Annotated in this window: 26 protein-coding genes; 11 read left to right on the forward strand and 15 right to left on the reverse strand. The window is 63.2% G+C overall.

The window, feature by feature from the left end; genetic code table 11:
* The first annotated feature begins 85 nt into the window (after nucleotides 1–85).
* On the forward strand, nucleotides 86–2005 hold the full coding sequence (locus tag ASN89_RS22675; RefSeq protein ID WP_058050856.1) for a methyl-accepting chemotaxis protein: 1920 nt from the start codon (nucleotides 86–88) through the stop codon (nucleotides 2003–2005).
* Here the strand turns inward: ASN89_RS22675 and ASN89_RS22680 are convergent.
* Nucleotides 2002–2913, reverse strand: coding sequence for a LysR family transcriptional regulator (locus tag ASN89_RS22680; RefSeq protein ID WP_058050857.1), 912 nt, complete (start codon nucleotides 2911–2913; stop codon nucleotides 2002–2004). The genes ASN89_RS22675 and ASN89_RS22680 overlap by 4 nt on opposite strands.
* Nucleotides 2914–3022: 109 nt before the next feature.
* Here ASN89_RS22680 and ASN89_RS22685 point away from each other — a divergent pair, with 109 nt between their 5' ends.
* The gene (locus ASN89_RS22685; protein WP_058050858.1) at nucleotides 3023–3955 is read left to right on the forward strand and encodes a DMT family transporter; all 933 of its coding nucleotides are present in this window, start codon (nucleotides 3023–3025) and stop codon (nucleotides 3953–3955) included.
* Between the two features lie 18 nt (nucleotides 3956–3973).
* Here the strand turns inward: ASN89_RS22685 and ASN89_RS22690 are convergent, their stop codons facing one another.
* Entirely contained in the window at nucleotides 3974–4852 is an 879-nt protein-coding gene (locus tag ASN89_RS22690) for a serine hydrolase (RefSeq protein ID WP_046684881.1), read from the reverse strand.
* A gap of 416 nt (nucleotides 4853–5268) precedes the next feature.
* On the opposite strand from ASN89_RS22690, the gene ASN89_RS22695 reads away from it, so the two are divergent.
* Nucleotides 5269–6528, forward strand: coding sequence for a sensor histidine kinase (locus ASN89_RS22695; RefSeq protein ID WP_058050859.1), 1260 nt, complete (start codon nucleotides 5269–5271; stop codon nucleotides 6526–6528).
* Entirely contained in the window at nucleotides 6525–7274 is a 750-nt protein-coding gene (locus ASN89_RS22700) for a LytR/AlgR family response regulator transcription factor (protein ID WP_058050860.1), read from the forward strand. The genes ASN89_RS22695 and ASN89_RS22700 overlap by 4 nt, the downstream gene beginning before the upstream one ends.
* A gap of 21 nt (nucleotides 7275–7295) precedes the next feature.
* On the opposite strand, the gene ASN89_RS22705 is transcribed toward ASN89_RS22700, so the two are convergent.
* On the reverse strand, nucleotides 7296–7514 hold the full coding sequence (locus ASN89_RS22705; RefSeq protein ID WP_034757699.1) for a TOBE domain-containing protein: 219 nt from the start codon (nucleotides 7512–7514) through the stop codon (nucleotides 7296–7298).
* Nucleotides 7515–7627: 113 nt separating this feature from the next.
* A complete protein-coding gene (locus ASN89_RS22710) occupies nucleotides 7628–8710 on the reverse strand; it encodes a hypothetical protein (protein ID WP_058050861.1) in 1083 nt (360 codons plus the stop codon).
* A 140-nt stretch (nucleotides 8711–8850) separates the two neighbouring features.
* Between ASN89_RS22710 and ASN89_RS22715 the strand changes: the two genes are divergently transcribed.
* Nucleotides 8851–9996, forward strand: a complete 1146-nt coding sequence (locus ASN89_RS22715) for a helix-turn-helix transcriptional regulator (protein WP_138828845.1) — start codon at nucleotides 8851–8853, stop codon at nucleotides 9994–9996.
* Between the two features lie 44 nt (nucleotides 9997–10040).
* On the opposite strand, the gene ASN89_RS22720 is transcribed toward ASN89_RS22715, so the two are convergent.
* Entirely contained in the window at nucleotides 10041–10997 is a 957-nt protein-coding gene (locus tag ASN89_RS22720) for a sulfate ABC transporter substrate-binding protein (protein ID WP_046685513.1), read from the reverse strand.
* Between the two features lie 400 nt (nucleotides 10998–11397).
* Between ASN89_RS22720 and ASN89_RS22725 the strand changes: the two genes are divergently transcribed.
* Nucleotides 11398–11928, forward strand: a complete 531-nt coding sequence (locus ASN89_RS22725) for a GNAT family N-acetyltransferase (protein ID WP_046684884.1) — start codon at nucleotides 11398–11400, stop codon at nucleotides 11926–11928.
* 65 nt (nucleotides 11929–11993) lie between these two features.
* Here ASN89_RS22725 and ASN89_RS22730 read toward each other — a convergent pair whose 3' ends face one another.
* Nucleotides 11994–12806, reverse strand: a complete 813-nt coding sequence (locus ASN89_RS22730) for a class II glutamine amidotransferase (protein ID WP_082654705.1) — start codon at nucleotides 12804–12806, stop codon at nucleotides 11994–11996.
* Between the two features lie 232 nt (nucleotides 12807–13038).
* On the opposite strand from ASN89_RS22730, the gene ASN89_RS22735 reads away from it, so the two are divergent.
* Both ASN89_RS22735 and ASN89_RS22740 read left to right on the forward strand, forming a co-directional pair.
* Entirely contained in the window at nucleotides 13039–13875 is an 837-nt protein-coding gene (locus tag ASN89_RS22735; protein ID WP_058050864.1) for an EAL domain-containing protein, read from the forward strand.
* 99 nt (nucleotides 13876–13974) lie between these two features.
* Entirely contained in the window at nucleotides 13975–14724 is a 750-nt protein-coding gene (locus ASN89_RS22740) for a YcbK family protein (RefSeq protein ID WP_414842524.1), read from the forward strand.
* A gap of 132 nt (nucleotides 14725–14856) precedes the next feature.
* Here ASN89_RS22740 and ASN89_RS22745 read toward each other — a convergent pair whose 3' ends face one another.
* The gene (locus ASN89_RS22745; protein WP_046684888.1) at nucleotides 14857–15060 is read right to left on the reverse strand and encodes a DUF3460 family protein; all 204 of its coding nucleotides are present in this window, start codon (nucleotides 15058–15060) and stop codon (nucleotides 14857–14859) included.
* A gap of 70 nt (nucleotides 15061–15130) precedes the next feature.
* On the opposite strand from ASN89_RS22745, the gene ASN89_RS22750 reads away from it, so the two are divergent.
* Entirely contained in the window at nucleotides 15131–16012 is an 882-nt protein-coding gene (locus tag ASN89_RS22750; protein ID WP_034757741.1) for a LysR family transcriptional regulator, read from the forward strand.
* On the opposite strand, the gene ASN89_RS22755 is transcribed toward ASN89_RS22750, so the two are convergent.
* Both ASN89_RS22755 and ASN89_RS29085 read right to left on the reverse strand, forming a co-directional pair.
* Entirely contained in the window at nucleotides 15988–16455 is a 468-nt protein-coding gene (locus tag ASN89_RS22755) for a PACE efflux transporter (RefSeq protein WP_034757742.1), read from the reverse strand. The two genes, ASN89_RS22750 and ASN89_RS22755, sit on opposite strands and share 25 nt — an antisense overlap.
* A gap of 37 nt (nucleotides 16456–16492) precedes the next feature.
* Complete coding sequence (locus ASN89_RS29085) at nucleotides 16493–16639, reverse strand: hypothetical protein (RefSeq protein WP_160309303.1); 147 nt, start codon at nucleotides 16637–16639, stop codon at nucleotides 16493–16495.
* Between ASN89_RS29085 and ASN89_RS22760 the strand changes: the two genes are divergently transcribed.
* Both ASN89_RS22760 and ASN89_RS22765 read left to right on the forward strand, forming a co-directional pair.
* A complete protein-coding gene (locus tag ASN89_RS22760; RefSeq protein ID WP_058050866.1) occupies nucleotides 16638–17096 on the forward strand; it encodes a hypothetical protein in 459 nt (152 codons plus the stop codon). The genes ASN89_RS29085 and ASN89_RS22760 overlap by 2 nt on opposite strands.
* 117 nt (nucleotides 17097–17213) lie before the next feature.
* Nucleotides 17214–19388 (forward strand): putative bifunctional diguanylate cyclase/phosphodiesterase, encoded by a 2175-nt coding sequence (locus ASN89_RS22765; RefSeq protein WP_321166430.1) that lies wholly within the window; start codon nucleotides 17214–17216, stop codon nucleotides 19386–19388.
* On the opposite strand, the gene ASN89_RS22770 is transcribed toward ASN89_RS22765, so the two are convergent.
* From ASN89_RS22770 to ASN89_RS22795, 6 genes are all read right to left on the reverse strand, one after another.
* Nucleotides 19373–20473, reverse strand: a complete 1101-nt coding sequence (locus ASN89_RS22770) for a glycosyltransferase family 9 protein (RefSeq protein ID WP_058050868.1) — start codon at nucleotides 20471–20473, stop codon at nucleotides 19373–19375. The two genes, ASN89_RS22765 and ASN89_RS22770, sit on opposite strands and share 16 nt — an antisense overlap.
* 150 nt (nucleotides 20474–20623) lie before the next feature.
* Nucleotides 20624–21667 (reverse strand): hypothetical protein, encoded by a 1044-nt coding sequence (locus ASN89_RS22775; RefSeq protein WP_058050869.1) that lies wholly within the window; start codon nucleotides 21665–21667, stop codon nucleotides 20624–20626.
* 5 nt (nucleotides 21668–21672) lie between these two features.
* Complete coding sequence (gene flgL, locus ASN89_RS22780; protein WP_058050870.1) at nucleotides 21673–22584, reverse strand: flagellar hook-associated protein FlgL; 912 nt, start codon at nucleotides 22582–22584, stop codon at nucleotides 21673–21675.
* Between the two features lie 10 nt (nucleotides 22585–22594).
* Nucleotides 22595–23956, reverse strand: coding sequence for a flagellar hook-associated protein FlgK (gene flgK, locus ASN89_RS22785; RefSeq protein ID WP_046684894.1), 1362 nt, complete (start codon nucleotides 23954–23956; stop codon nucleotides 22595–22597).
* An 81-nt stretch (nucleotides 23957–24037) separates the two neighbouring features.
* Complete coding sequence (locus ASN89_RS22790) at nucleotides 24038–24430, reverse strand: rod-binding protein (RefSeq protein WP_058050871.1); 393 nt, start codon at nucleotides 24428–24430, stop codon at nucleotides 24038–24040.
* Nucleotides 24430–24911: flagellar basal body P-ring protein FlgI (locus tag ASN89_RS22795; protein ID WP_200969107.1), on the reverse strand; the 482-nt coding region annotated here is incomplete at its 5' end. The genes ASN89_RS22790 and ASN89_RS22795, both read right to left, overlap by 1 nt.

Here is a 24911-nt window from a genome sequence, read left to right on the forward strand (position 1 = left end):
CGATTTTTGTGTGAAAATGCTTTCGTAGAGAAAGCGGTGCAACAGCACTGTTTCACGCCAATAAAATCGAAACGAGGAGTCCATCATGTTGTCTTCCCTTCGCACGCGGCTGGTGCTCATTTGCGTGGCCATCGTCGTCCTGTCCATGCTGGCCTTGTCGGCCGCCAATTACGTCACCACGCGCGGCAGCATGCTGGCGTCGTCGGACCAGCAGATGCAGCAGCTGCTGCAAAGCCAGTCGGCCGTGCTGGCGCAGTGGGTCGATGGCAAGAAAAAGGTCATGGCGTCCGTCGTCATGTCGGCTGAGACGCCCGATCCGCTGCGCGCCTTCCAGATCGCGGAAAAGGCTGGCGATTTCGCGGAAGTGTTCATCGGTTACGCGGACAAGCGTTCCGTATTTACCCATCCTGGCCGTCCGGCCGATTTCGATCCCACGGCGCGCGCCTGGTACACGGATACCGTCAAGGCGGGCGTGCCGATGCTCACGCCGCCGTACGTGGATGCTGCCAGCCACAAACTCGTGGTGTCGTTCACGGCGCCCGTCGGGCCGAAAGAGGCATTGGTCGGCGTGGCGGGCGCGGATGTGCTGCTCGATACGGTGATTGCCAACGTGGTGGCGATCAAGCCGACGCCGCACAGTTTTGCCTTCCTCGTCGACCAGAGCGGCACCATCATCGCCCATGCGAACAAGGACCTGAGCCTGCAGCCGGTGGCGAAACTCGATGCGGCGCTGTCGGCCGCGCAGGTCAACCGCCTGGAAAGCACGCGCACCAGCGACGCCGTGCGCCTGAACGACCGCGACGGCATGCTGTACGTCACGCGCGTGGCGGGCACCGACTGGCTGCTGGCCGTGGTGCTCGACCAGCAGGAAGCCATGCAAGCCTTGCAGACGATGCTGACGACGGCCACCGTCACGGCCGCGCTGCTGACGGGGCTGGCCGCGTTGTTGCTGTCGCTGCTGGTGTTCAAGATGCTCAAGCGCCTGGAACTGGTGCGTGACGCGCTCGACGACATCGCCTCGGGCGAGGGCGATTTGACGCGCCGCCTCGACGCTTCCGGCGTGGATGAACTGGCGCAGATCGCCGGCGCCTTCAATCGCTTCATCGACAAGATCGCCGCCGTTCTCGTGAAAATTCGCACGGCCAGCGAGTCGGTCAAGGTATCGTCATCGGAAATCGCCGCCGGCAACCAGGACCTGTCGTCGCGCACGGAGCAGCAAGCCAGTTCGCTGGAAGAGACGGCCGCCTCGATGGAGGAGCTGACCAGCACCGTCAAGCAAAATGCCGACAATGCGCGCCAGGCCAACCAGATGGCGCAATCGGCGTCCGGCGTGGCCAGCAAGGGCGGGCAAGTAGTGGCGCAGGTGGTCGATACCATGGCCTCGATCAACGATTCGTCGAAGAAGATCGTCGACATCATCAGCGTCATCGACGGCATCGCCTTCCAGACGAATATCCTTGCGCTCAACGCGGCCGTGGAAGCGGCGCGCGCGGGTGAGCAGGGACGGGGCTTTGCCGTGGTGGCAACAGAGGTGCGCAGTCTGGCGCAGCGTTCCGCGGGCGCGGCCAAGGAAATCAAGCTGCTGATCGACGATTCGGTGAGCAAGGTCGATTCGGGCGCGCGCCTCGTCGACGAGGCCGGCGCGACGATGCAGGAAATCGTCGACAGCGTGCGCCGCGTCACCGACATCATGGGCGAGATCACGGCCGCCAGCGTCGAGCAAAGCTCGGGCATCGAACAGGTGAACCAGGCGATTGCGCAGATGGACCAGGTGACGCAGCAGAACGCGGCCCTGGTGGAAGAGGCGGCGGCCGCTGCCGAAAGCCTGCAAGACCAGGCCAATACCCTGGCGCAGGTGGTGGGCGTGTTCAAGCTCGATGAGGGGCAGGCACCGGCCTCTGTCAAACAGGTGGTGCGCGCACCTGCCGCGCCGCGCCTTGCCAGCAGTGCGGCAAGGACGCCCGCCGTCAAGGCGGAGCGCAGCGAGGAGTGGGAGACGTTTTAAGCCGGTTTCCAGGCGCGGCGTGGCGCCAGGGTCGGTGCCATCTGTTTCGCCACCTCGAAAAAAGCGTTGGTGGCCGGCGTGTTCTGGCGCCGATCGCGCACGGCCAGGCCCACCTTGCGGCTGACTGGCGGATTCAGGGGCAGGGCGACCAGCTCAGGATACTGTTCGCGCAGGCGCTGCGGCAGGGCCAGTTCGGCGACGATGGACAGGCCGTCGCCGCGGCTGACCATGTCGAGGATGGTGATCACCTGGCTGATGCGGTAGGGCACCTGCGGCTGCAGCCCCGCGTTGGCGAACAGCGGCTCGATCAGGCAGGCGCAGCCCGCCTCGGACATGATGAACGGCCCCTCGCACAGCTGCGCCAGGGTGATGGATGTTTCGCTGGCCAGCGCATGGCTGCGCGGCACCAGCGCCATCATCTGGTCTTCCACCAGCGGCGCCGTATCGAAACGCTCGTCGGGCAGCACGACGAAGCCCACGTCGACCCTGCGTTCGCGTATCCACTGCACCACCTCATGGTCGGCGCCTTCGTCGATGCGCAGGTCGATGCCCGGATAGCGCAGGCGGAATTGCGCCGTGATGGCGGGTAGCAGGTTCAACGATGATGTGGGACCGAACGAGCCGATGCGCAGGCTGCCCTGGCGCTGGCCCAGCACGTCGGCCGCTTCCTGGCGCATGGCTTCGGACAAGCCGAGGATTTCGCGCGCGCGCACCAGCAGTTGGCGGCCCACGTCGGTCAGCTCGGCCGAGGCCTGGTGGCGCGCGATCAGGTCCACGCCCATCTCCTTTTCCAGCGCCTTCAAGGCGTGCGAGACGGCCGACTGGCTGATGCCCAGCTGCGCGGCGGCGGCAGAAAAGCCGTGCAGTTCGGCCACCAGGGTAAAAATTTCCAGTTGCGTGAAGGTCATGGTGTGGTTTCTTTGATGTATGAGTATTTACTCATTATTTCATGAGTTGATATTAGTATTAATATATATCTGCAGCGTCCGCTGCACAAGCGACATCATAGGACTTTCCATGCGCACTACCGCCATCCCTTCAGCCGCCTTGCCTTCCGTGCAATCGCCGCTCGTCTATCTCAAACTCATTTTCGTCGCCCTGTTCTGGGGCGGTACCTTTATCGCGGGACGCGTGCTGGCGCAGCAGATGCCGCCCATGACGGCCGCCAGCGGACGCTTCGGCGTGGCCGTGCTGCTGCTCGTCGTGCTCGCGTGGAAACTGGAAGGGGGCTTGCCGCGCCTGGACCGCAAGCAGCTGATGACGACGGCCGCGCTGGGCCTGACGGGCATCTTTCTGTACAACCTGTGCTTCCTGGCGGCCCTGTCGCGCATGCCGGCCGGGCGCACGGCCCTGTTCGTGGCCTTGAACCCCATCGTCACGGCGCTGGCCTCGGCCATGCTGTTTCGTGAACGGCTCGGCTCCTTCAAGTGGCTGGGGATCATGCTGGCGTTCTGCGGCACGGCCATCGTCATCACGCGCGGCGACCTCGCCGGCGTGCTGCATGGTAACGGCGGCGGCATCGGCGCCGGCGAGATCTTCATGTTTTGCGGCATTTCCAGCTGGGCCGCCTACACCCTGATCGGCAGAGTCGCGCTGAAGGGCTTGAGCCCGATTGCCGCCACCACGTATGCGGCGATGTGGGGCCTGGCCTTTTTGCTGGTGGGGGCGGCAGTGGAATTTCCCACCGTGCCATGGCGCAGTTTCGGCTGGCAAGTGTGGGCCGCCATCGGCTACCTGGGCGTGTTCGGCACGGTGATCGGCTTTGTCTGGTATTACGAGGGCGTCAAAGCGCTGGGCCCGTCGCGCACGGCCGTGTTCAACAACCTCGTGCCCGTGTTCGGCATCGTGCTGGCGGCGGCGCTGCTGGGCGAGCCGGTGCTCGCCTCGATGCTGGTGGGCGGGGCGGTGACGATTGCCGGCGTCATCATGACCAACCGGCAAGCGAAATAGTTCCGGGGTCAGTTGCGCTCAGCGGGCGCGGCGGCGCTTACTTGGCTTCGCCGGCGCCTTCTTGTGCCGGCTGACCGAGGCGCGCATCACCTTCGGCTCTTCGATGCCGTTCTCGGCCGCCAGCATGCGGCGGATGTTGACGGCGTCCATGGCGCGCACGGAATTGGCGCGCGCGTTGAGCAAAATCATGGTGGCGAACTTGCCGGCCGACTTGATGCGCATGATCAGGCAGCGGCCCGCTTCATTCGTGTAGCCCGTCTTCGACAGGCCGATGTCCCAACCCTTGGCGCCCACCAGGCGGTTCGTGTTGTGGTATTCCACGTCGCGGCCCTTGATCTGAATGATGTCCTTCGAATCCGTCGTGATGCGGCTGATTTCCGGGTAGCGCGAGGCGGCCACGGCCATCTTGACGAGGTCGGCCGCCGTCGACTGGTTGTTCGGCGACAAGCCCGTCGGCTCTTCGATCACGGTCTGGCGCATGCCCAGGGCCTTGATCTTGGCGTTGACGGCCACGGCAAACGCCGTCGGGCCGCCGGGGAAGGTGCGCGCCAGCGAGGCGGCGGCGCGGTTGTCGGACGACATCAGCGCCAATTGCAGCACGTCGTGGCGGCTCAGGGTGGCGCCCACGGGCACGCGCGAGGTGCTGTGCTTCAAGGTGTCGACATCCTCGCGGTCGATGCTGATTTCTTCCTGCATGTTCGCCTTGGAGTCGAGCACGACCATGGCTGTCATGAGTTTGGTCAGCGAGGCGATGGGCACCACGACGTTGGAATTTTTTTCAAGCAAGACTTTGCCTGTACCGTCTTCGACCACCAGTATCGACTGGGAACCGAAGGGCACGGCGATGGCCGCTGTCGAAAGCGTCATCAGCACCGCGGCGAACATTTTTTTGAGCATGGGATTGTATGTGGGAAAGCAGTTTTGGGGCGCCATCGTGGGCGCTGCGCGCAAATCCGGGACGGGGCCGCGCGGGGACGCGACGTGTATCTCGGAGGCAATATTTGCCAAGCTTAAACAATACCATTAAAGATCAAGCGATGTCTACGGTACAGGCCCGCAACAGGCGGCGTTGCGGCCAATTTGGCAAATAAAAACGGCTATTCTTGCCGTAGTGAAAATTGTTGCGCATTTATTGATTTCATCTTGGAAACTTCGTATGATTTGAGCAATGTTGGCAGCGAAGGCCTGGCGGACGCCGCGCGCTTCGTCGTTGATCCCTGCCGCTTCGTGCTTCGTCGCCCCGCGCTATGCCCCGCAACAGGGGCGCCGTAGACTGCGTTCATGCCTGAATCACAGACCACGGAGAACGCATCGTGTTAAAAAAATATACGGATTGGTACCGCAGCGTCGATGAGGAATCGCTGCTGGTGTTGAAACACCCGGAGATGGCGGAGCAGGTCCAAGGACGGGTGCGTCGCTACGTCGCCATGAAGCTGGTCAAGCTGACGCCGATCGAGCGCCAGCAGCTGCACGATTTCCTGCTCAAGTACCGTGGCGCCGGTTTTTACATCGCCGCGGGCAAGCTGATGCTGTTGTTCAGCGTCATCGGTGTCGCACTGCACCTGCTGCTGCCGGCCAGGTTCGAATTGCTCAAGGCCCTCATCTTCAGCAACGGCCTGGGTTTTGCACTGGCGTGGGGCCTGGTGGGCGTGTGGTTCAATTACCGCAGTTCCGTGCGCAACAGGCTCAAGAAACTCTTGCTGATCGTGTCGACCTGCGTGGCCGGGGTGGCGGTTGGCGTGCTGCTGGCCGGCTTGAGCGATACCGGTTCCATGGACATGGCCTTCGAGCGTTTGCTGCGCGTGGGCGGCACGGCCTTGCTCGTCGCTTGCCTGTTTTACATGGTGCCGCTGGCAATCGTCACCACCTGGCGCAACCGCCAGTACGAAGCGCTGACCCTGCAGCTGCAGCAGGATGCCGAGCGCGACCGCCTGGCGCGCGAACTGAGCGAATCGCAGCTGCGCCTGCTGCGCGCGCAGATCGAGCCGCATTTCCTGTTCAATACCCTGGGCGCCGTGCAGCAGCTGGCCGAGCAGGGAGCGCAAGGCGCCAGCCGGGCCGCCGCATTGACGGCCGACCTGATCGCCTTCCTGCGCGCCAGCCTGGCGGAGATGCGCAGCGAGCAAGTGCCCTTGCAAAGCGAATTCGACATGGTGGCCGCGTATTTGCGCGTGATGCAGGCGCGCATGGGCTCGCGCCTGCGCTATGCGCTGGACTTGCCGGCCGAGTTTGCGCACGCGACGATACCCAGCATGATCTTGCTTACCTTGGCGGAAAACGCCATCAAGCATGGTATTGAACCAGCGCTGCGCGGCGGCGAGATCCGCCTGTCGGCGCTGGGGGTGGGCGGCATGCTGCGCCTGCGCGTGCAGGACACGGGCATGGGTTTGCCGGAAAGCGGCGCGGGCAGCGCACTGGGAGGCGGACTGGGCCTGGAAAACGTGCGTAGCCGGCTGTTGCTGTCCGATCCGTCCGCCAGCCTGAGCCTGCGCGACGGCGAAGAGGGCGGCGTGATCGCTGAAATATTGCTACCCATTAAAATTGAAACGAGCCTGAAAGCACCCGCCGAATGAACCCCACTATCCTGATCGCCGAAGACGAACCCCTGATGCGCGAGCGCCTGCTCATGCTGCTGGCGCAAGCCTGGCCCGAGGCGCACGTCGTGCTGGTGGCGGAAAACGGCAACGATGCCTGGGACGGTTTCCTCGAGCATGAGCCGGACGTGGTCTTCCTCGATATCCGCATGCCGGGCTTGTCGGGTCTGGAAGTGGCCGAGCGGATCGGCAAGCGCGCCCATGTGGTGTTCGTCACGGCCTACGACCAGTACGCCGTCGATGCGTTCGACGCGGGCGCCGTCGACTACCTGCTCAAACCCGTGCAGGCCGAGCGCCTGCAGCGGGCGCTGGCCCGCCTGCGCGACAAGCTCGGCGCCCAGCCGGCCGACATGGCCAATTTACTGCAGTCGCTGCGCGCTGCCTTGCCGGCCGCATCGCGCGACAAGTTGAAATGGATCAAGGCCAGCGTGGGCAAGCAGATCCGTTTGATCGACATCGACGACGTGCTGTTCTTCCAGGCCGACACCAAATACACGCGCGTGGTGCTGGCCGGTTCGGAAGCGCTGGTGCGTACGCCATTGAAGGATTTGCTGGGCGGCCTCGATCCGGAACAGTTCTGGCAAATCCACCGCGGCACCATGGTCAACGTCAAAGCCATCGAGGCGGCCGAACGCATCGACGCCGAGCGCATGCAGGTGCTGGTGCGCGGCAGCACGGAAAAGCTGCCCGTCAGCCGCACGTTTACGTATCTGTTTCGCGATTAGCGTGCATGGAAAAACGCGCGCTTACTGGATCTTGGCGATAGACACTTCCGTCGACTTGACCAGCGCGATGACTTCGCTGCCTACTTTCAGGTCCAGGTCCTTGATCGAGCGCGAGGTGATCACCGACGTGACGATGCCGTGCGGCGTTTCCACGTCCACTTCCGAGACCACGGGGCCAAAGATGATTTCCTTGATCTTGCCGCGAAACTGGTTGCGTACATTCACTTCCGAGATAGCCATGATATTTCCTTTGTGCCCGTAATACGCCATGTGGCGCGACAAGGCCAGAGTACGGCCCGCGCGCGCTTTTGACCACGAATCGATGCGCATATCGATATGCGGAAAGGCGTGCATCAGAAGGCAGCTGGTAGCTGCGCTATCGCGTTCTTGAGGACCAGGTCGCATCGCCCCATCATGTCTTCATATTTTTCGGGTACATCCTTGTTGCGACTGAAACGGTTGAGCATATTGATGCACATGTCAGTCAAATGATTTTTCTGCAAGATCTGGTCGACGATATGTTGCGTGGCCCTGGAGATATGCTCGGCTGCTTCTGGAGAAAGTTGATTGCCGTTCTCGTCTGCCACGGTCACAAACCTGGCCCCCACCTTGCTCGCTTCGACTTGCCGCTCCAATGACGCTACCTTGTCCTGGGCGGATACCACAGCCGCTCGCGCGGCAACGACATCAGCCGGCGCGGAACTGTTCTTGCCGTCCTTTGTCTGATCTTCCTGGAGCGCCCCCTTGTCATGCTGATCGCCGGTACTTTTGCCTGGTTCAGCTGCGGTGTCGCTCAAGTGCGTGAGTGTTGCCTTTTTGTCGCTGAGGTCAAGTTTTGCCTGTTCGAGTTTGCTTTGCAATTGTTTGCTGGCCTCCGTATCTGTCATTGGCATATTGCTTGTCTTGCGCGGAATCATCGCACCGGTTAATTGTTCGATGGCCAATACACCCAGTGTGAGATCTTGCGAGCGTGCCATCAGCATCATGACATCGCCGTCGGACAGCCAATTGTTTTGTGCAAACGCACAGATACGGAACAGATGCTCGCGCATCAAGGTGATCGATTGCGAATGCAGGCCGACACTTTGCGAATTGGCCTGCAACGCATTCGATACCGAAGCTGCGTTGTTGGCGGAGCTGACGGATGCGCCCAGCGATGAAATATAGGCTTGCAATGCGTCAGGGGTGGGCTCGGCACAAATGACACCTTTGGCATCGGCATATGCCAGGCGTTGCGGCGCATCCAGATGTATCGCAGTGGCCTGCTTGGGTAGTGCCGTAGTACGATCAATGGTGTTGAAATTAGCGCACGCCGAGAGCGACAGCATTACGGCGCTGCTCACGGCCAGGCGCCAGGAGGTAGGGGTGAGGCGAGCCGGCGCGGTCCTGTCGGAAACGCTGGTAGGTATGGTAGGCATGGTAGGCATGGTAGGCATGATGTGGCTCCTTGAACGTTGATGCTTGCATTGATCGGCTGGCGACGCCGCTGCAGGCCGCCGCCATTGACAACATGGTGCCTGCCTTGGTGCGCGTGCACATCCTTCATATGAAGGATGTTGCGCTATTGGGAGGGGGCGTGAATACAGACGGCGCCGATCCGGTCATCGCCGCCTTTTACCGGGCGGCATTGGAACCGTTGCAGTGGAGCGTGGCCATGCGCGCGTTCGCCCGGCTGGCCGGTGGCGAAGTCGCTTGCTGTTTCCTGAAGGCGGAAACGGGCGCGGTACCCTCGCGCGGCTATGTGACCGGGCTGGACCAAAGTGCCTGGGAGGATGGCTACCGGCGCTACTACCATGCGCTCGATCCCGGCTATGCGGTCCTCACGCGCGGGCCGCCCGGGCGCATGCATCTGATGCAGGATTATTTCAGCGAGCAGACGGTGGCGCGCAGCGAATATTTTCAGGATTTCTATTTGCGCGCGGGCGTGCGCTATTCGTGCAGCGGCGTCGTGCGCGACAACGGCGCGCTCACCATCCTGTCCGCGCACCGCGCCGCCGGCCAGGGCCCGTATGACGCGAACACGCACAGCCAGCTGCAGCGCGTGCTCGAGCATCTGCCAAATGTGTTTCGCCTGCGCGATACGGCGCAGCAAGCCCAGGCGCATGGCGCGCTGGCCTGGGAGGCGCTCGATGCCTTGCCGCGCGCCATCTTGCTGGTCGATGCCTGCCTGCACCTGGTTTTCATGAACCTGGCGGCGCAGCGCTTGCTGGCCGCCACGTCGCCGCTCGCCGCCGTGATCACCTTGCACGGCGGTAAGGTCGCTGTGTGTGTGAGCCAGCTGCAACAGCAACTGGCGCCGCGCGTGCGGCAAGCTTGCCTCGGAATGGCGTGCCACCGTCCAGCGCCCTTGTATGCGAGCGATGCAGACGGCCGGCCGGCGCTGGAAATTGGCATCCTGCCGCTGCCCGTGCGTATCGGCCCGGCAGATGGCGATGGCGCCAGTCTGGCCATGCTGTCCTTGCGGCCGCTGTTCAGGAGCGGGCGGCGGCATTGGCCCGGCGCGGCCGAGCGGCCATGCGGCTTGACGGGCGCGGAGTGGTCGCTGGCGCTGGCCCTGGCCGACGGCATGGAGCCAGCCGCGTACGCCCAGCGCCAGGGTGTGCGCATCAGTACCGTGCGCAGCCAGATCCAGGCCATATTGGCCAAGACAGGCACGCACCGCAGCAGCGAGATTGCCAGCCTGTTCAGCGCGTTCGAGTGGCAGGCAGGCGCACCGCCATAAAAAAACCGGGACATGTCCCGGTTTTTTTATGGATACGGCGAAGATTATTTCTGATAAATCTTGTCGAACTCGCCGCCGTCGTCAAAGTGTTTCTTTTGCGCTTGTTTCCAGCCGCCAAACACGTCATCGATGGTAAACAGCGTGATCGGCTTGAAGCTGGCCGCGTATTTCTTGGCGACTGCGGCCGAACGGGGGCGCAGGTAGTGCTTGGCGACCAGTTCCTGGCCCGGTTCCGAGTACAGGTATTGCAGGTAGGCCGTGGCTTCCTTGCGGATGCCGCGGCGGTCGACGACCTTGTCGACGACGGCCACCGGCGACTCGGCCAGGATGGAGATGCTTGGATACACGACTTCAAAGTTGTCGCCGAATTCAGCGCGCACCAGTTGCACTTCATTTTCAAACGTCACCAGCACGTCGCCGATTTCACGTTGCGTGAAGGTGGTGGTGGCGCCGCGGCCGCCGCCGTCCAGCACGGGTACGTTCTTGAACAGCTTGGTAACGAGGTCGCGCGCCTGCGCTTCGCTGCCGCCTTTTTTCACGGCATAGCCCCAGGCCGCCAGGTAGGTGTAGCGGCCGTTGCCCGAGGTTTTCGGGTTCGGCACGATGACCTTGATGCCGGGCTTGGCCAAGTCGTCCCAGTCCTTGATGTGTTTCGGGTTGCCTTTGCGTACCAGGTACACCATGGTCGAATAGAACGGCGCCGCATTGTTCGGGAATTTCTTGGCCCAGTCGGCCACCACGAGGCCACGGTCGACGAGGATGTCGATGTCATTGGCCTGGTTCATGGTGACGACGGACGCTTCCAGGCCATCGGCCACGGAGCGCGCCTGCTTGCTCGAGCCGCCGTGCGATTGCTTGATGGTAATCGTTTCGCCCGTTTTGGCTTTCCAATCAGCAATAAATGCGGGATTCACATCCTTGAACAATTCGCGCATCACGTCGTACGAAGCGTTCAGCAAGACCACGGGTTCGGCGGCACTGGCGGCCATCGGCAGGCTCATGGCGGCAGCGGAAGCGGCCAGGGCGCTGGCCAGGAACCAGCGGCGCGAGCGTTGGGTGAGCGTTGCTGCGGCAGTCGTTACGGCGTTGGAATGGGTCATGTTGAACTCTTGTTGTGAGAATAGATAGACATAGTCTAAAATTCCGGCCGGAAAAGAAACGAATTTTTCGTAATATGCTTAGATTCGATTCCCGTTTGCGCTAAAAAACAGATATCGATTTCTGGAAACATTCGTGGGCAAGATGCGCATCAGCACTTAGTCTGCAAGCATGGCGCCATAGGCAAAACCGGCCTGTGGCGCGCGGCAAAAAACCCGAATGCGCCGCTTGGTGTATAGTCGAATCGCACGATACAGGGGTAAAACCGTCTGCATCGGCAACTGGAATATTTTGTGAGCGTACATGAGTCTTGAAATTCGTATTGCAACATCGACCGACGCTTTCGAGGCGTGCAACGTATTACGACGCTCCATCGTCGAATGCTGCAGCCTCGATCATCGGGACGATCCGGCCATCCTGGAAGCCTGGCTGGGCAATAAAACACCGCAGATGGTGGCGTGCTGGTTCGCGTCGCCCACCAATTTTTCGCTGGTCGCAGTCGAGGCGGGCGCCGTGGTCGGCGTCGGCTTGCTGACGCGCGCCGGCAAGCTGGCCCTGTGCTACCTTCTGCCCGAGGCGCAAGGCCGCGGCGCCGGCAAGGCGCTGGTGGAGCGGCTGGAAGCGCAGGCGCGCGAGTGGGGCATCAAGGCCCTGCAGCTGCACAGCACGGCCAGCAGCCAGGCCTTTTTCGTCAAGCAGGGCTATATCGAGGCGGGCAATGTGCGTTCGCCATACGGTGTGGAAACGATTTTTTGCTGGAAGCAGATTGACGCCGCCGGCATTGCCAGTGGCGACCCCAAGCGCAAACGCTTTTGCAACTGCAATTCGGCCTGACGCCCCGTCAACACCTCAGCCCGCCCATCCGGCGGCGGGCCATTGCCTCCCTTTGCATCATCCCTTCAGTAACTGATCTGGATATACACGCCTTGCTGCGTAGCATCGTTTGCCGGTAGCAAGGTGCCGCCGGCAAACAATTTCAGTTCGCCGGGTGCGAACGCCAGCCAGTTTTCGTTTTGCGTCAGCGGATGCGTGGCGATGACGGCGATGCGGTCGTCCAGATGGTTGTGCTGGCGAAAGTCGATGCTGCGCTCGCAGTCGATCAGCTGCGCCACGGAAAACGGGTATTCGCGTATCACATAGTGCAGATGCGTGGAACAGTGGGCAAACAGCAGCTCGCCGTCCGACAGGATGAAATTGAAGGTGCCGTGGGCGGCGATGTCCTTGGCGACCTCGGCGATGGCGGCGCGCAAGTCGGCGCGCGCGGGTTCACCGAGGGGAAACTGCGTGCGCAAGCGGGCCAGCAGGTGGCAAAACGCCTGTTCGCTGTCCGTGTCGCCACTGGCGCGGTAGTGCGCATTGGCCGGTGCGCGCCACGTTTTCAAGTCGCCATTGTGGGCAAACGACCAGGTCTTGCCCCACAGTTCGCGGGCGAACGGATGGGTGTTTTCCGGGGCGATGCGGCCCTGCGTCGCCTTGCGGATGTGCGCGACGATGTTTTTTGCCTTCACGGGATGCTGCTGCACCTGGGCCGCCAGCGGCGAATCGATGGCCGCCAGATGATCCGTCAGCAAGGTGCAGCCGCTACTGGAATGATAAGCGATGCCCCAGCCGTCGCGGTGCTCGTCCGTGCGCCCGCCCCGTTCGGCAAAGCCGGCAAAGGAAAATCCCAGCGCCGCGGGCTTGCTGCTGTTCATTGCGAGTAACTGGCACATGGCGGCCCTTCCTGATGGTATCGGTACATGACCACAGTAAAGGCCGGGGCAGGTGGCTGGAACGAATGTTTCCGACTATGGTTATGCGCTGGCCGTCGCATCCCTTATGTGCTGGGCGCATATCAAATGGTGAAACCATTCGTTCTCCTTTGGTTGGCGCTGCCTTACTCTGCACACTTTGGCGCCGTCTTCCCCATGAGGGCAGCTGGCGCAGCCCGATGAAGGAGCACGTATGCCATTTCCCGTCCTGAAAAATTACCTGGCCCGCCTGTCGCACCAAACCCAGGCCGGCACCAGCGTCTGGCTCGACGGGGAGGGCAGGGCGCTGGGACGCTTTTTCAATTGCACCATGACGAGCGCCTTCCAGCCGCTGCGCGAACTGGAAAGCGGCAAGCTGGTGGCGTTCGAAGGACTGGCGCGCAGCGTGTCGAAGGCGGACGAGGGCTTGTCGCTGTGGCGTTTGCTCGATCACGCGGCCAGCGACGACGAATCCGTGGAGCTGGACCGGCTGTGCCGCATGCTGCACGCCATCAATTTCTTCCGCCAGAGCGAAGCGGAGCAGTCGGACCTGTACCTGAACGTGCATGATCGGCTGCTGAGCGCCGTCAGCAGCAATCACGGCCACGCCTTCCAGCGCATCCTCGACGCGCTGGGCTTGCCCATCGAGCGCATCGTGCTGCAATTGCCGACGGTCACGCCGAACCAGGGCTGGCTGCTCAATTACGTGGCCGACAATTACCGCCGCAACGGTTTCCGCCTGGCCATCAACGTGGCCAGCGTGCAGGAGGCAACGGGCATGCTGGAGCGCTTGCACCCGCATGCGTTCAAGCTTGACGCGGGCAACCTCAGCGACGAGCAGGCCGTCGCCAGCTTCGTCACCGTGTGCCATGCGGCGAAAATTCGCGTCATCTTCAAGCGCCTCGACACGCCGGCGGCGCTGGCCGCGCTGCAGCGCGTCGCCGCCATCACGGGCTTGCCCATCGTGGCCCAGGGATATTTATTGGACAAGCCCTTGACGGCGCTGGCGCAGGCAAACCGAGACGTGGCGGCCAGCGCGGCCGCCGCATAGGACGCCGGATGCTGAAATGAGGGCGACACGATAGGCATTGAGGGTTTTTCTTCGCAGCACAATACGCTATAGTATTCCCATCGTTAAATTGGACTGACTATGGCATCGCGCAGAAATTTTCTACATCATGGTATGGGCCTGGCCGCGCTGGGCCTGGTAGCCACCCCACTCATCGGCTGCGCCTCGCGCACGGCCGCTCCCGCCGCGGCTTCGGCCAGCGCCAAGCCGCGCGCGCCGCGTACGGGCGTACCGCCCCAGCCGACGCAACTGGCCAGCGTCGACCGCTCGATCACGTCGCAGTCGCGCCAGGCCATCACCGAGATGGAGCCGCCTCCCGACATCTTCGACGCGCAGGCGCTGGACCTGGAATTCTGGCTCAAGCCCCGCACCCTGGAAGTGGTGCGCCCGGCCAGCAATGAAAAGGCGAAATTGCTGTACTGGAAAGATGGCGAAGTCATCGATTCGGCCTACCAGGAACTGTGCCACTTGCTGCGCGACGTGAACGGTAAGAAGACGGCGCCTATCGACCCGAAACTGCTGGAAACTCTGTGGGGCACGCAAGCGTTCGTGGCCCGCTACGGCATCGAGCAGCCGCTGGAAATTTTGTCGGGCTACCGCACGGCCGAGTCGAACAGCCGCCTGCGCGAAGCGGGCGTGCCGGCCGCGCGCCAGTCGCTGCACATCTCGGGCCGCGCCGCCGACATCCGCGTGGCGAATCTGAACGCGGAAGTGCTCGGTTCGCTCGTGCGCAGCTTCAAGCAGGGCGGCGTGGGCTTCTATTACCGCAACGGCCCGCGCGGCGGCTGGATTCATGCGGATACGGGCCTCCAGCGCGTCTGGAAAGGTTAAACGAAAGATTAAACACCTGACAAAACCGTCGCGAGCGGTAGTGATTTGTGGCCGAGACGCGCAGCCGTACGAAGGTACGGCGAGCATCGCAGGCCGCAAGGCGCACCGCGCAGTAGGTTTGGTCAGGCGTTTTTAGTCGTAGTGGTAGGGCGGCTCCGGCACGCTGTCGGCGTGGATCAGTTCCAGTTCATGCAGCTTGGCCGGGCGCTCCCACCAGATGCGCCAGCCGCGGCGCTGGTTTTCCCGTACTTCCGGGTGCGTTTGCAGATAGCCGTCGATAAAGCGGGTAAAGTCCGAGACATAACCGCTGCGGCGGTAGGGTAGTCGATGGCGCATGCGCTTCCTCCCATGATGTTCCCTTTTGACCGCCCTGGCGCGCAAAAGTGCCGCACTTTCCATATTCTCCATGAAACTCTCCAGCCATAACATCGAACTGTTCCTGGCCGTCGTCGATGGCGGCTCGTTCTCGGCCGCTGCGCGCGCCTTGCGCCGGGCGCCATCGGCTGTCAGCATGGCGATGGCCAACATCGAGGCGGAACTGGGCATCGCCCTGTTCGACCGGGGCGCGCGCGAAGCCGTGCCCACGCCGGCCGCCATGGCACTGCTTCCCCACGCGCGCCTGATCGCCGAGCAGTTGAAGCAATTGCACCTGCACGTGCAGGAATTGTCGCAGGGACTGGAAAGCCGCATTTCGCTGGGCATCGCAGCCGAGCTCGACCATACGCCTTTTCTGGCCGCCGTGCGCGCGCTGTCGCAGCGCCATCCGCTGCTCGACATCGAAGTGCTGACGGCGCCGCAGGACGACGTGCTCGACATGCTGCACCGTGGCCGCATCAGCGCCTGCATGGCCTTCGCTGGCGGGCGCATCAATCACGAGGAACAGTTCCAGCTGGTGGGCAGCGATGCCTTGCTGGCGATTATCTCCACCCAGCATCCGCCCGACGCGGCGGGCCGGCCCCTGTATATCGAGGAATTGGTGAATTTGCGCCAGATCATCGTGGCCAGCCGCGAACTCGACCTGGCTGATGCGCGCCCTGTGGTGGGGCTGTCCTATTGGCGCACGGACAGTTTGCCGATGGCGCTGGCGATGGTGGAGGCGGGACTGGGCTGGGGCAACTTTGCCGCCTCGGCCATCCAGGATTCGCTGGCGGCGGGGCGGGTGCGCTGCGTGGCGTTCAAGAATACGGGCAATGGCCTCGTCGTGCCGATCCACCTGGTGTGGATGAAGGACCGGCCGCTGGGGATGGCGGCGCGGTCCTTTCTTCAGTTGCTCAGCGAAGCGGCCTGAACATTCGCTGGCTCTTCCTTCGGCTGCTGCGCCGACAGGGGCACGCCGAACAGGCCATCGAAGAAGTAGTTGAAGATGAAGCTGTAGCACGGGATGATCAGCATCAGCGCGAAATCGAGCACGAACGCTTGCCACAGGCTGATGTCAAGCCACCAGGCGATCAGCGGGATCAGGTAAATGACCAGGGTGATCTGGAAGCCGATCGCATGCAGGATGCGGCGCCACACGGTGCGCGTGCGCGACACCTGGCGGATTTCCCAGTATTCGAATGCCGTGTTGTAGAGCAAATTCCAGATCACGGCGATGGTGGTGATCATGATCGCCAGCGGCCCCGTGCTGGTGGGCGACTCGCCCGAAAGCAGGGTCAGCCAGGCTGTGGAAATGGCCATGCCGATGATTTCAAAGGCGGTGACGTAGACGATTTTGCGTTTGATGCCTTGCATGTAAAGCCTGTAAAGAAGAGATGGCGGCCATTTTAAGTCAGGTATGTTGATCTTTAAAGTCAACAGCCGTCAGTTTTTCTGATGGATTGAGCAGGGTAATACCATGCGCGCCGCGAACGGTGGATAATGGCGGCTGGCGGGCAACCGGTCCCGCCGCATCACCGCAGAAAAGGTCAACGAGCATGCAAGGCGCAGCAGACAGCAACATCCCCGACGTTCCCGACACCCCCGCCAGCGGGGATGAACGTCCCCGTTTCCGCCCCCGTCCATGGGAACACCTGGAAACGCCGTATGACGTGGAAGTGTGGATCGAGGAACATAACCGCAGCATGCAGGACAATATCCGTGCCACGGAAACGGGCGTGGGCATCTGCTTCACCCTGGCCGAAGGGGGCAATATCTATATGCAGACGAGCGCCGACGGCGCCGTCGTGCTCGACGTGACGCCGGACGCGGCCTGGGTCTCTCCGCTGATCAGCGCGGCCACGGGCTGCGAGGCGCCGGACTCGTCCTTGTGGGTCTTGCCTGACGATAAATTGATCCAGCTGATCGTGGGGTTGTCGAGCCTGGTGGCCAGCACCTTGCTGGTGGTGGGCCATGATTTCGGCTTGCGCCGGCGCCGTATGGGCATGGGCCGCTGAGCGCCCCTGTTGCAGAAACGTTATCTGTGACAGGCATGGCTCGACACTGCGCGTGGTGCGTGCTAGTCTCGCTATTGCACCCACCTGTTTGCCAGGGCGGCGCTGCAAAGGACAGCCATGGACACACCACCGCAAGCGGTACCTGCTCCGGATTCCTTCCCGCCCGGCCACGACGGCGCGGCGCGGCATGTCGCGCCCCTGCTTGACGATGGCGTCTTCAGTCCTGAACGGATGAAGGCTGAACGCGAACAAGCCTATTTCAACGATTTATACCTGCTGGCGCCCGTCGCCTATTTCGTGCTGGGCCTCGATGGCGTGATCCTGCAGGTCAACCTGGTGGCGGCCGAGCTGTTCGGCCTGGCGCGGGGGCGTCCCGGCCACGTGCTGTTCCGTTCCTATGTCCACGAGGCGTTCCGCCGCGATTACGAACAGTTCGTGGAGCGCGTGCTCAATAGCAGCGAGCCCGAGCGCATCCAGCTGCAGGTGCAACTGCCCCCGCCGCGTCCCGGCGCGCGCGAGGCGGGCTTGCCCGTCAGCCTGCTGGGCAGCGCCGACCCGAACGGCCAGGCGCTGCGGCTGGTGCTGGAACAGGCCGAGGGCAAGCTGGCCGCGCTCGAACGCAGCGAAGAGCGCTTCCGGCGCATCGTGCACAGCGCCGAGGAGGGCATCTGGGAAATCGATGCGCAGGCGCTGACCAGCTTTGTCAATCCGAAGATGGCGCACATGCTCGATTGCCAGATCGAGGATATGCTGGGCCAGCCGCTGGCGGCCTTCATGGATGAGGAGGGGCGCGCCATCCTCGAGCGCAACATTGCGCGGCGCCAGGACGGCATCGTCGAGCGCCACGAATTCAAGTTCCTGCGGCGCGACGGCAGCACCTTGTGGGCCACCCTGGCCACCAATCCCATCTTCGACTCCGGCGGCACCTACCTGGGCGCGCTGGCGCTGGTCAGCGACATCACGGCGCAGCGCGCGGCATCCGAGCGCATCTGGCGGCAAGCCAATTTCGACCAATTGACGGGCTTGCCGAACCGCCACATGTTTCTCGACCGCTTGCAGCACGAGGCGGCCCACGCCAAACGCGAGGGTGCTTGCCTGGCGCTGCTGTTTATCGACCTCGACCATTTCAAGCAGGTGAATGACCGCCTCGGCCACGAGAAGGGCGACATGCTGCTGCGCCAGGCGGCGCGGCGCATCAGCGAGCGCGTGCGCAGCACCGATACGGTCGCGCGCCTGGGCGGCGACGAATTTACCGTCATCCTCGCCGGTGTAGGGCAGCTGGGCGGCATCGAGCGCGTGCTGCAGGAACTGACGGCCGCGCTGGCCCTGCCCTTCGTGCTTGACGGCGACACGGCGCAAGTATCGGCCAGCGTGGGCGTGGCGCTGTATCCGGCCGACGCCGAGTCGCCGGACACCTTGCTGCGCCATGCCGACCAGGCCATGTATGCGGCCAAGAGTGCGGGGCGCAACAGCTACAGCTATTTCACGCCGGCCTTGCAGCAGGCGGCCGAATTGCGCCGCAGCACGGTGCGCGAAATGCGCCTGGCGCTGGCGCAGGACCAGTTCGAAGTGCATTACCAGCCCATCATCCGCCTGTGCGACGGCAGCATCGAGCGGGCCGAGGCGCTGTTGCGCTGGCGCCATCCGCTGCGCGGCTTGCTGGCGCCCGCCGATTTCATCGGCTTTGCCGAGGCGAACGGCCTGATCATCGATATCGGCGAGTGGGTGTTTCGCCAGGTCGTGCGGCAGGCGCGGCAGTGGCAGGACGAGCATGGCGCCGCCTTCCAGATCAGCATCAACAAGTCGGCCGTGGAATTTCGCTGCGATGCCGCGCTGTACCAGGACTGGGGCGGGCATCTGGCGCGCCAGGGGCTGGCGCCAGGCGCGATTATCATCGAAACAACGGAAGCCGTGCTGCTCGACGAGGCGCGCCAGGTGGTCGAACGCCTGCGCCAGTTCCGCGCCATGGGCCTGGCGCTGGCGCTCGACGATTTCGGCAGCGGCCAGGTGTCGCTCGCGTGCATCCAGAAGGCCGATATCGACTTTCTCAAGCTCGACCGTTCGCTGGTCGGCGAACTGGGAGGCGATGGCGCGGGGCAGGGCTTGTGCGAAGCGATCATTGCGCTGGCGCAGCGCCTCGGCCTGAAAGTCGTGGCCGAAGGCGTGGAGACGGCGTCGCAGCGCGACCTGCTGCGCGCCGCCGGCTGCGACTATGCGCAAGGGTATTTCTTTTCGCGCGCGCTGCCGGCGGGGCAGATGGACCGCCTGCTGGCGTCTCAGCCCGCGGCCTGAAGCGTCTCCTGCGCCTGGCCGGCGCCGTCCATCAACTGTTCCACGGCGTCCAGGGTTTCCGCATCGCTGACGGTGGCCAGGGTCAGGCCGGGCGCCAGGATGACGCGGTAGTGGCGGCTGGCCGGATAAAACCAGCGGTAGTTGTCGGTGCGGATGTAGTAGCCGATGATTTTCTTGTCATACGCCGAGGCGATGTGAATCACCGACGTGTCGGGCGACAGGACCAGTTCGCAACGGCGTATCAGGGCCGCCAATTCCAGGATGTGGCCGGTGGGCGGCGCGCTCATCACGTTGGCATGACCGGAGCCCTGCACGATCTCGGCGGCGCGGGCTTCGGTGCCCGGCGCGGCGATCACCAGCAGCGCATGGCGCGGATAGCGTGCCGCCAGGGCGGCGCAGCAGCGCTGGGCGTCGGCCACGCTGACCGTGCGTTGCGCATTGCTGCCCTGGAAATTGAGGCAGAACAAGCCTTCATGGGTACGCAGCAGGGTGTCGCAGGCGGCGTCGACCCGTGCCGCGTGCGCGTCCACGCCAAACAGTTCATAGCGCATGTCGATGTCGCGCAGGCCAAATTGCCCGAAGGCGGCGAAAAAGCTGTGCAGGATGTGGCGGCTGCGGTCGCACGGCACCGTATGGTCGAACATGCCCAGCTTCGCCGTCGAGGTGCCGTACTTGGGAATGGCAAAGCCCGTCAGGTAGCGCGCCCCCAGCCATTTGATACGCAGCAGCAAGGGAATCGAAAAGCGGTTGTAGGGGTTGACGATGACGTCGTAGCGGCGTCGGCGCAGGTCGGCGATGGTGGTGCGCAAGTCGCGCAGCAGCGGCTGCTTGTCCCAGATGAGGATCTCGTTCACATGCGGGTTATCGGCGATGACGTCGCGGTTGGCGCTGCTGGCGGCCACGTCGATCTGCCAGTGCGGATAGTTTTTTTTCAGTTCGCGCAGCAGGGCCGAGGTGACGATCATGTCGCCGATCTTGTCGTTGCGCAAAATCAATACCTTGCGCACCTTGGCGATATCGAGGGGCTGCTTGCCGGATTTGCCTAGCAGGGCATAGCTGATCAGCCGGGCGGCGGTTTTTATCAAGGGAGCTCCGGAAGTGGATGACGGGAGGCGCCGGCGTAGTGGTGAACAGGCAAGCGACAGCAGCATCTTACGGATTTTCACCGTCCTGAGCCAGGGCGCGCGCCCTTTTTATTACCGCGTGCGCCAGGGCGGCGCACGCGCGGGAAGCGATTATTCCAGGCCCAGCAGGGCGACGACGCGCTCGCGGCTGATGCCGACCAATGCCGAGCTGATCGCCAGCAGCGATTCATAGCCGGGCTCGCTGGCCTTTTGCGTGAAGTTTTCCGCCAGGGCATCCATGCTGACGTTCACTTGCACCGGTTGCGCGCGGGCGACCCGTCCCGTCGCTTGCGCCAGGGCCAGGCTGACGGAACTGCGCGCCGCCTGCAATTGCGCCAGCGCCTGCACCACTTGCTGCAAGGTGGCGCGCAGGGCTTCCACGTCGCCGGTACTCCATTCTTCCGGGGCGATGGCGGCCGGTTCCGCATCCGTGCGCACGCGGCTCATCTGGCCGGTCGGGTAGCGGATGCCGCTGCCGCGTACGGACAGGCTGTCGCGCACGTTGGCCCAGGCCGCTTCCGGCGTGCTGAACACCAGCTCGCCATTCTCGCCCAGTTTGACGCCGATGCCCGATGGCATCAGGGCGCGGTCGAAGCGCGAGACGATTTCATTCGCGCTCAGGCCAGGTTCGATATTGACCGAGCGCAAAGCCTGGTTCGCGCTGCCGACGGAAAAGGCCAGCACTTCCTGCGGGCCTTCCTGCAGGCTGGCCATGGTCAGGCCGCGGATGCTGAAGTTCTGCTGTGCCGCCTGCGGGCTGGTATAGGCGAGCTGTGCGTCGAGCGTGCCGCCCGAGGCGCTGGCGCGCTGGCGCCAGGTATTGCTGAACTGGCGTACTCTGGCCTCGACTTGCCCTTCGCGGCCCTGGCGCGCGGCCAGCTTGGCCGCCAGTTCGCTTTTCAGCGCTTGCAGCTGGCTGCTGCTGCGTTCCAGATAGTCGAGTGTTTGTTGTGCGTTGGAAATCTCCCCCTGCAACTGGTGATCCCAGTTGCTCAGGCCACGCTGCAGGCTCGCCGTCGACCTCTTCGCCGCTGGCGCCTCGCTGCGCGCGCTGGCGCTGCCGTTGATGGCGGCGGACGCGTCATCGACGACGCGGGCGGTGCCCGCGCCTTTGGCATTGACGCCGGAAGAGGAGGAGGTCTGAACGATTTGCATGATGGTCAGAGAAGATCAAACAGGGAAATGGTGCCAACCTTGGCGTAGGCTTTATAGGTTGCCTGCAGGGCCGTCTGGTAGCCGGTCAGTTCAATGGCTGCCGCGCCCATGTCGGTCTTTTTCAAATCGGACAGGGCCATGTCGTTCGACAGCGACACATTGGCCAGGTTGCCGGAGAGCGTCGTGAGGATGTTTTGCGCGCCGCCGAAGATGGCGATCTTGCCGGAGAGCAAATCCATGCCGTCATCTGTGCCGCCGAGGCCGTCGCTGACGATGGCGCGCACGGCCGGATCGTTGGGGTTGACGCCCGGCGCGCTGAGGGTGCTGATAACCTGGTCGATCTTGTTGAGCCACACGTCCAGGTTCTTCACGTCGACGTTGGCCGCCTGCGTCACGCCATTGCCCACCACCACGGTCTGCGTATCGGTATTGCCGACGTAGCTGTAGCGCGAGCCCATGGCTGCCGCCGGGTCGTATTTGATGGCGGGCTGGTCGGTGGCCGTGCCGGAAAACATGTAGCGGCCTTCCTGGTCCTTCAGGTTCGCCGTGTACAGCACGCTGTCGCGCATGGCCGTCAGCGATTGCGTCATCGCATTCAGGTCGCCGGGCGTGTTGCTGCCGTCGGCGGCCCATACCAGCAGGTCGCGCGCCTGGCCCATGTCGGTGACCATGCTCGACAGGTAGTTTTCGTTTTTCAACAGGCGCACTTTCACCGTGGCGATATTGTCCTTGTACTGGCTGACCATGGCTTGCTCGCGCGTCAGGCGCGAAATGCGCACGTTGCCGATCGGATCGTCCGATGGCAGCTGGATGCGCAAGCCCGACGACATTTGCTGGGTCAGGAAGTTGATGCGTTCCTGATTTTGCTGAAGCGAAATATTGATCAGCGATTGGTACTGGCTACTGGCGACACGCATGATCTTCTCCTTAACCCATCATTTGCAAAGTGGCGTCAAACAAGGTATTTGCCACGGAAATGACTTTCATGTTTGCTTGATACATATTCTGGAACTCGACCAGGCTCATCGCTTCTTCGTCCTTGTTCACGCCGCTGGTCGATTTCCAGTCGTCGATCGCTTGCGAGCGCACCGTGTTGGCCGTTTTCAGCAAGGACTGGTTTTGCTGGCTGTAGATGCCCAGCTTGCCGACCAGCTGCGTGTCCGCGTCGCTCATCAGGACAGAACCCACCCAGCTGACGGTGATCGGTTGATTCTTGATCTCGATCAATTTCTGCAAGTTGCCGCTGTCGCCGGCCGCACCCGTCAGCGACAGGGCCAGGTCCTTGGCGTTGAAGCCGGGGGTAATGCTCAGCTTGCCATTCGCGTAGGCCAGCAGAGGGCCGCCGGCCGTGCCGGTCATGGTTTTACCCAGTGCCAGCTGCGCGTTGATCTTGCTGGTGAGCTGGGTGGCCATGTCTTGCAGCGACTGCTGCAGCGGTTTCAGGGTATTTTGCTCGAACTCGCCCAGGCCGCCCATCTGGCCGCCGATGGCCACCGGATCGAGGACGTACGACGACTTGGCGAAATCGAGGCTCAGGATTTGTTCACCGGTGTTCGTCATGTTGCTGCTCAGGGTGCCGGCCATGCTGCCGATGACCAGCGGCTGGCCCGACTTCAGCGAGACATTGCGCGAGCCGTCCGGCTGGTCGAGCACCTCGATGCCCATTTGCGAGGCCAGGCCATCGATCAGCTGGTCGCGCGCATCCATCAGCGACGACACATTCGTGCCCGACGCCGTGGAGGTGCTGATGCGCTGGTTCAGCGCGGCGATATTGGCCAGGGTGGTATTGGCTTGCGGCACGATCGCTGAGCGTTGCTGCTGCAGCGACAGCAGCTGGTTGCTCATGACGGTGCTGATGCTGTTGAAGCGCTGCGCCATGGCGTCGGCGGAGGTGACGATCTGCTGGCGCAGCGGCGTCGACGTCGGGTCGACGGCCGAGGCATTCAGGGCGGCGAAAAAGCCGTCGATGCCGTTGCTGATGCTGGAGACATCGTCGCCCATCACGCGCTCGAGCTGGGTCAGGTAAGGCTGGGTCTGCGAACGGGCGCCCTGGTCGGACGCGGCGCGCCACATTTGCTGGCTTTTATAGGCATCGGCAAAACGCAGCAGGGCGGACACTTCCACGCCATTGCCGGCCGAGCGCACACCCACGCCGGCGCCAAGCGAGGACAACAGCACGCCCTGGCGCGTGTATCCCGCCGTTTGCAGGTTGGCGATGTTCTGGCTGGCCGCATTGAGTGCGGCCTGGGCGGCGATGCTGCCTGACAATGCATTGCTGATGATGCTCATTGGGCAAGTTTCTTTCGTGAAGAGTGTGGCGCGTGCGGGTGGGCAGGCATTGAATCGTTGTTACCTGGTACAGGCGACGCTTCAGACGGATTTATTAAGCGGCGCTGCAATATTGTCGGTCTTGACAGCGCTTTTGGCCGCCACGGGGGCGCCGGCCGCCGGCAGCAGCTGGCGCAGGATGGCGTCGGCGATGCCGAAGGCGCGCTGGCCGGCCATCTTGTCGGCCACCAGGTTGTCGGCCATTTCCAGCATGTCGCTGTTGACGGGGTCCTTGAAGACGCTGTCTTCGCCCGCCATCTCGCGCGTGCCCGAACGCATCTGGCGCAGCATGTGCGAGATGAAGAAGGCTTCGAACTTGACGGCCGCCTCGGTGGCCTTGGCCGCATAGCGGGGATCGGCCGGCGCGGCTGCCGCCGGGGAGCGGTTGTCGAGCGCCGAAGGCAGGGCGCTGCTGCTGTCGTTGATATTAAGCATCAGATCACCACCAGTTCGCCTTCGATGGCCCCGGCCTGGTCGAGGGCTTGCAGAATTGCCATGATGTCATCGGGCGAGGCGCCCAGGCTGTTGACGACGTCGATAATCGATTGCAGCTTGGCGCCGGCCGGCCATTTGAACATATTGCCGTTGCCCTGGTCGACGGACACCTTCGATTGCGGCGTGACGGTGGTCTGGCCGCGTCCGAATGGCGCCGGCTGGCTCACTGCCGAGCTTTCCGAAATGACCACTTTCAGCGAGCCGTGCGTGACGGCGGCGGCCTTCACGCGCAAGCCTTCGGCGATGACCACGGTGCCGGTGCGCGAATTGAACACCACTTTCGGCGTATCGACGCCCACATCGACGGAGAGCGCTTCCAGCTTGGCCATGAAGGCCACGCGCTGGGTCGGGTTTTCCGGCGCCAGCACTTCCACGCTGGTGGCGTCGCGCGTGGTGGCAACGGCGCCAAAGCGGCGGGTGG

The sequence above is a fragment of the Janthinobacterium sp. Ant5-2-1 genome (genome assembly GCF_001445815.1).
In the GTDB taxonomy this organism is placed as follows: domain Bacteria; phylum Pseudomonadota; class Gammaproteobacteria; order Burkholderiales; family Burkholderiaceae_D; genus Janthinobacterium; species Janthinobacterium lividum_E.

Excerpts from the sequence above, each read along its gene's own strand:
- ASN89_RS22765 (WP_321166430.1), top strand. The coding sequence starts at position 17,214 with ATGGACACACCACCGCAAGCGGTACCTGCTCCGGATTCCTTCCCGCCC.
- ASN89_RS22725 (WP_046684884.1), top strand. The coding sequence starts at position 11,398 with ATGAGTCTTGAAATTCGTATTGCAACATCGACCGACGCTTTCGAGGCG.
- ASN89_RS22675 (WP_058050856.1), top strand. The coding sequence starts at position 86 with ATGTTGTCTTCCCTTCGCACGCGGCTGGTGCTCATTTGCGTGGCCATC.
- ASN89_RS22775 (WP_058050869.1), bottom strand. The coding sequence starts at position 21,667 with ATGCAAATCGTTCAGACCTCCTCCTCTTCCGGCGTCAATGCCAAAGGC.
- ASN89_RS29085 (WP_160309303.1), bottom strand. The coding sequence starts at position 16,639 with ATGCTCGTTGACCTTTTCTGCGGTGATGCGGCGGGACCGGTTGCCCGC.
- ASN89_RS22740 (WP_414842524.1), top strand. The coding sequence starts at position 13,975 with ATGGCATCGCGCAGAAATTTTCTACATCATGGTATGGGCCTGGCCGCG.
- ASN89_RS22700 (WP_058050860.1), top strand. The coding sequence starts at position 6,525 with ATGAACCCCACTATCCTGATCGCCGAAGACGAACCCCTGATGCGCGAG.
- ASN89_RS22750 (WP_034757741.1), top strand. The coding sequence starts at position 15,131 with ATGAAACTCTCCAGCCATAACATCGAACTGTTCCTGGCCGTCGTCGAT.
- ASN89_RS22710 (WP_058050861.1), bottom strand. The coding sequence starts at position 8,710 with ATGCCTACCATGCCTACCATGCCTACCATACCTACCAGCGTTTCCGAC.
- ASN89_RS22735 (WP_058050864.1), top strand. The coding sequence starts at position 13,039 with ATGCCATTTCCCGTCCTGAAAAATTACCTGGCCCGCCTGTCGCACCAA.
- ASN89_RS22685 (WP_058050858.1), top strand. The coding sequence starts at position 3,023 with ATGCGCACTACCGCCATCCCTTCAGCCGCCTTGCCTTCCGTGCAATCG.
- ASN89_RS22690 (WP_046684881.1), bottom strand. The coding sequence starts at position 4,852 with ATGCTCAAAAAAATGTTCGCCGCGGTGCTGATGACGCTTTCGACAGCG.
- flgL (WP_058050870.1), bottom strand. The coding sequence starts at position 22,584 with ATGCGTGTCGCCAGTAGCCAGTACCAATCGCTGATCAATATTTCGCTT.
- ASN89_RS22755 (WP_034757742.1), bottom strand. The coding sequence starts at position 16,455 with ATGCAAGGCATCAAACGCAAAATCGTCTACGTCACCGCCTTTGAAATC.
- ASN89_RS22680 (WP_058050857.1), bottom strand. The coding sequence starts at position 2,913 with ATGACCTTCACGCAACTGGAAATTTTTACCCTGGTGGCCGAACTGCAC.
- flgK (WP_046684894.1), bottom strand. The coding sequence starts at position 23,956 with ATGAGCATCATCAGCAATGCATTGTCAGGCAGCATCGCCGCCCAGGCC.
- ASN89_RS22705 (WP_034757699.1), bottom strand. The coding sequence starts at position 7,514 with ATGGCTATCTCGGAAGTGAATGTACGCAACCAGTTTCGCGGCAAGATC.
- ASN89_RS22790 (WP_058050871.1), bottom strand. The coding sequence starts at position 24,430 with ATGCTTAATATCAACGACAGCAGCAGCGCCCTGCCTTCGGCGCTCGAC.
- ASN89_RS22760 (WP_058050866.1), top strand. The coding sequence starts at position 16,638 with ATGCAAGGCGCAGCAGACAGCAACATCCCCGACGTTCCCGACACCCCC.
- ASN89_RS22730 (WP_082654705.1), bottom strand. The coding sequence starts at position 12,806 with ATGTGCCAGTTACTCGCAATGAACAGCAGCAAGCCCGCGGCGCTGGGA.
- ASN89_RS22720 (WP_046685513.1), bottom strand. The coding sequence starts at position 10,997 with ATGAGCCTGCCGATGGCCGCCAGTGCCGCCGAACCCGTGGTCTTGCTG.
- ASN89_RS22745 (WP_046684888.1), bottom strand. The coding sequence starts at position 15,060 with ATGCGCCATCGACTACCCTACCGCCGCAGCGGTTATGTCTCGGACTTT.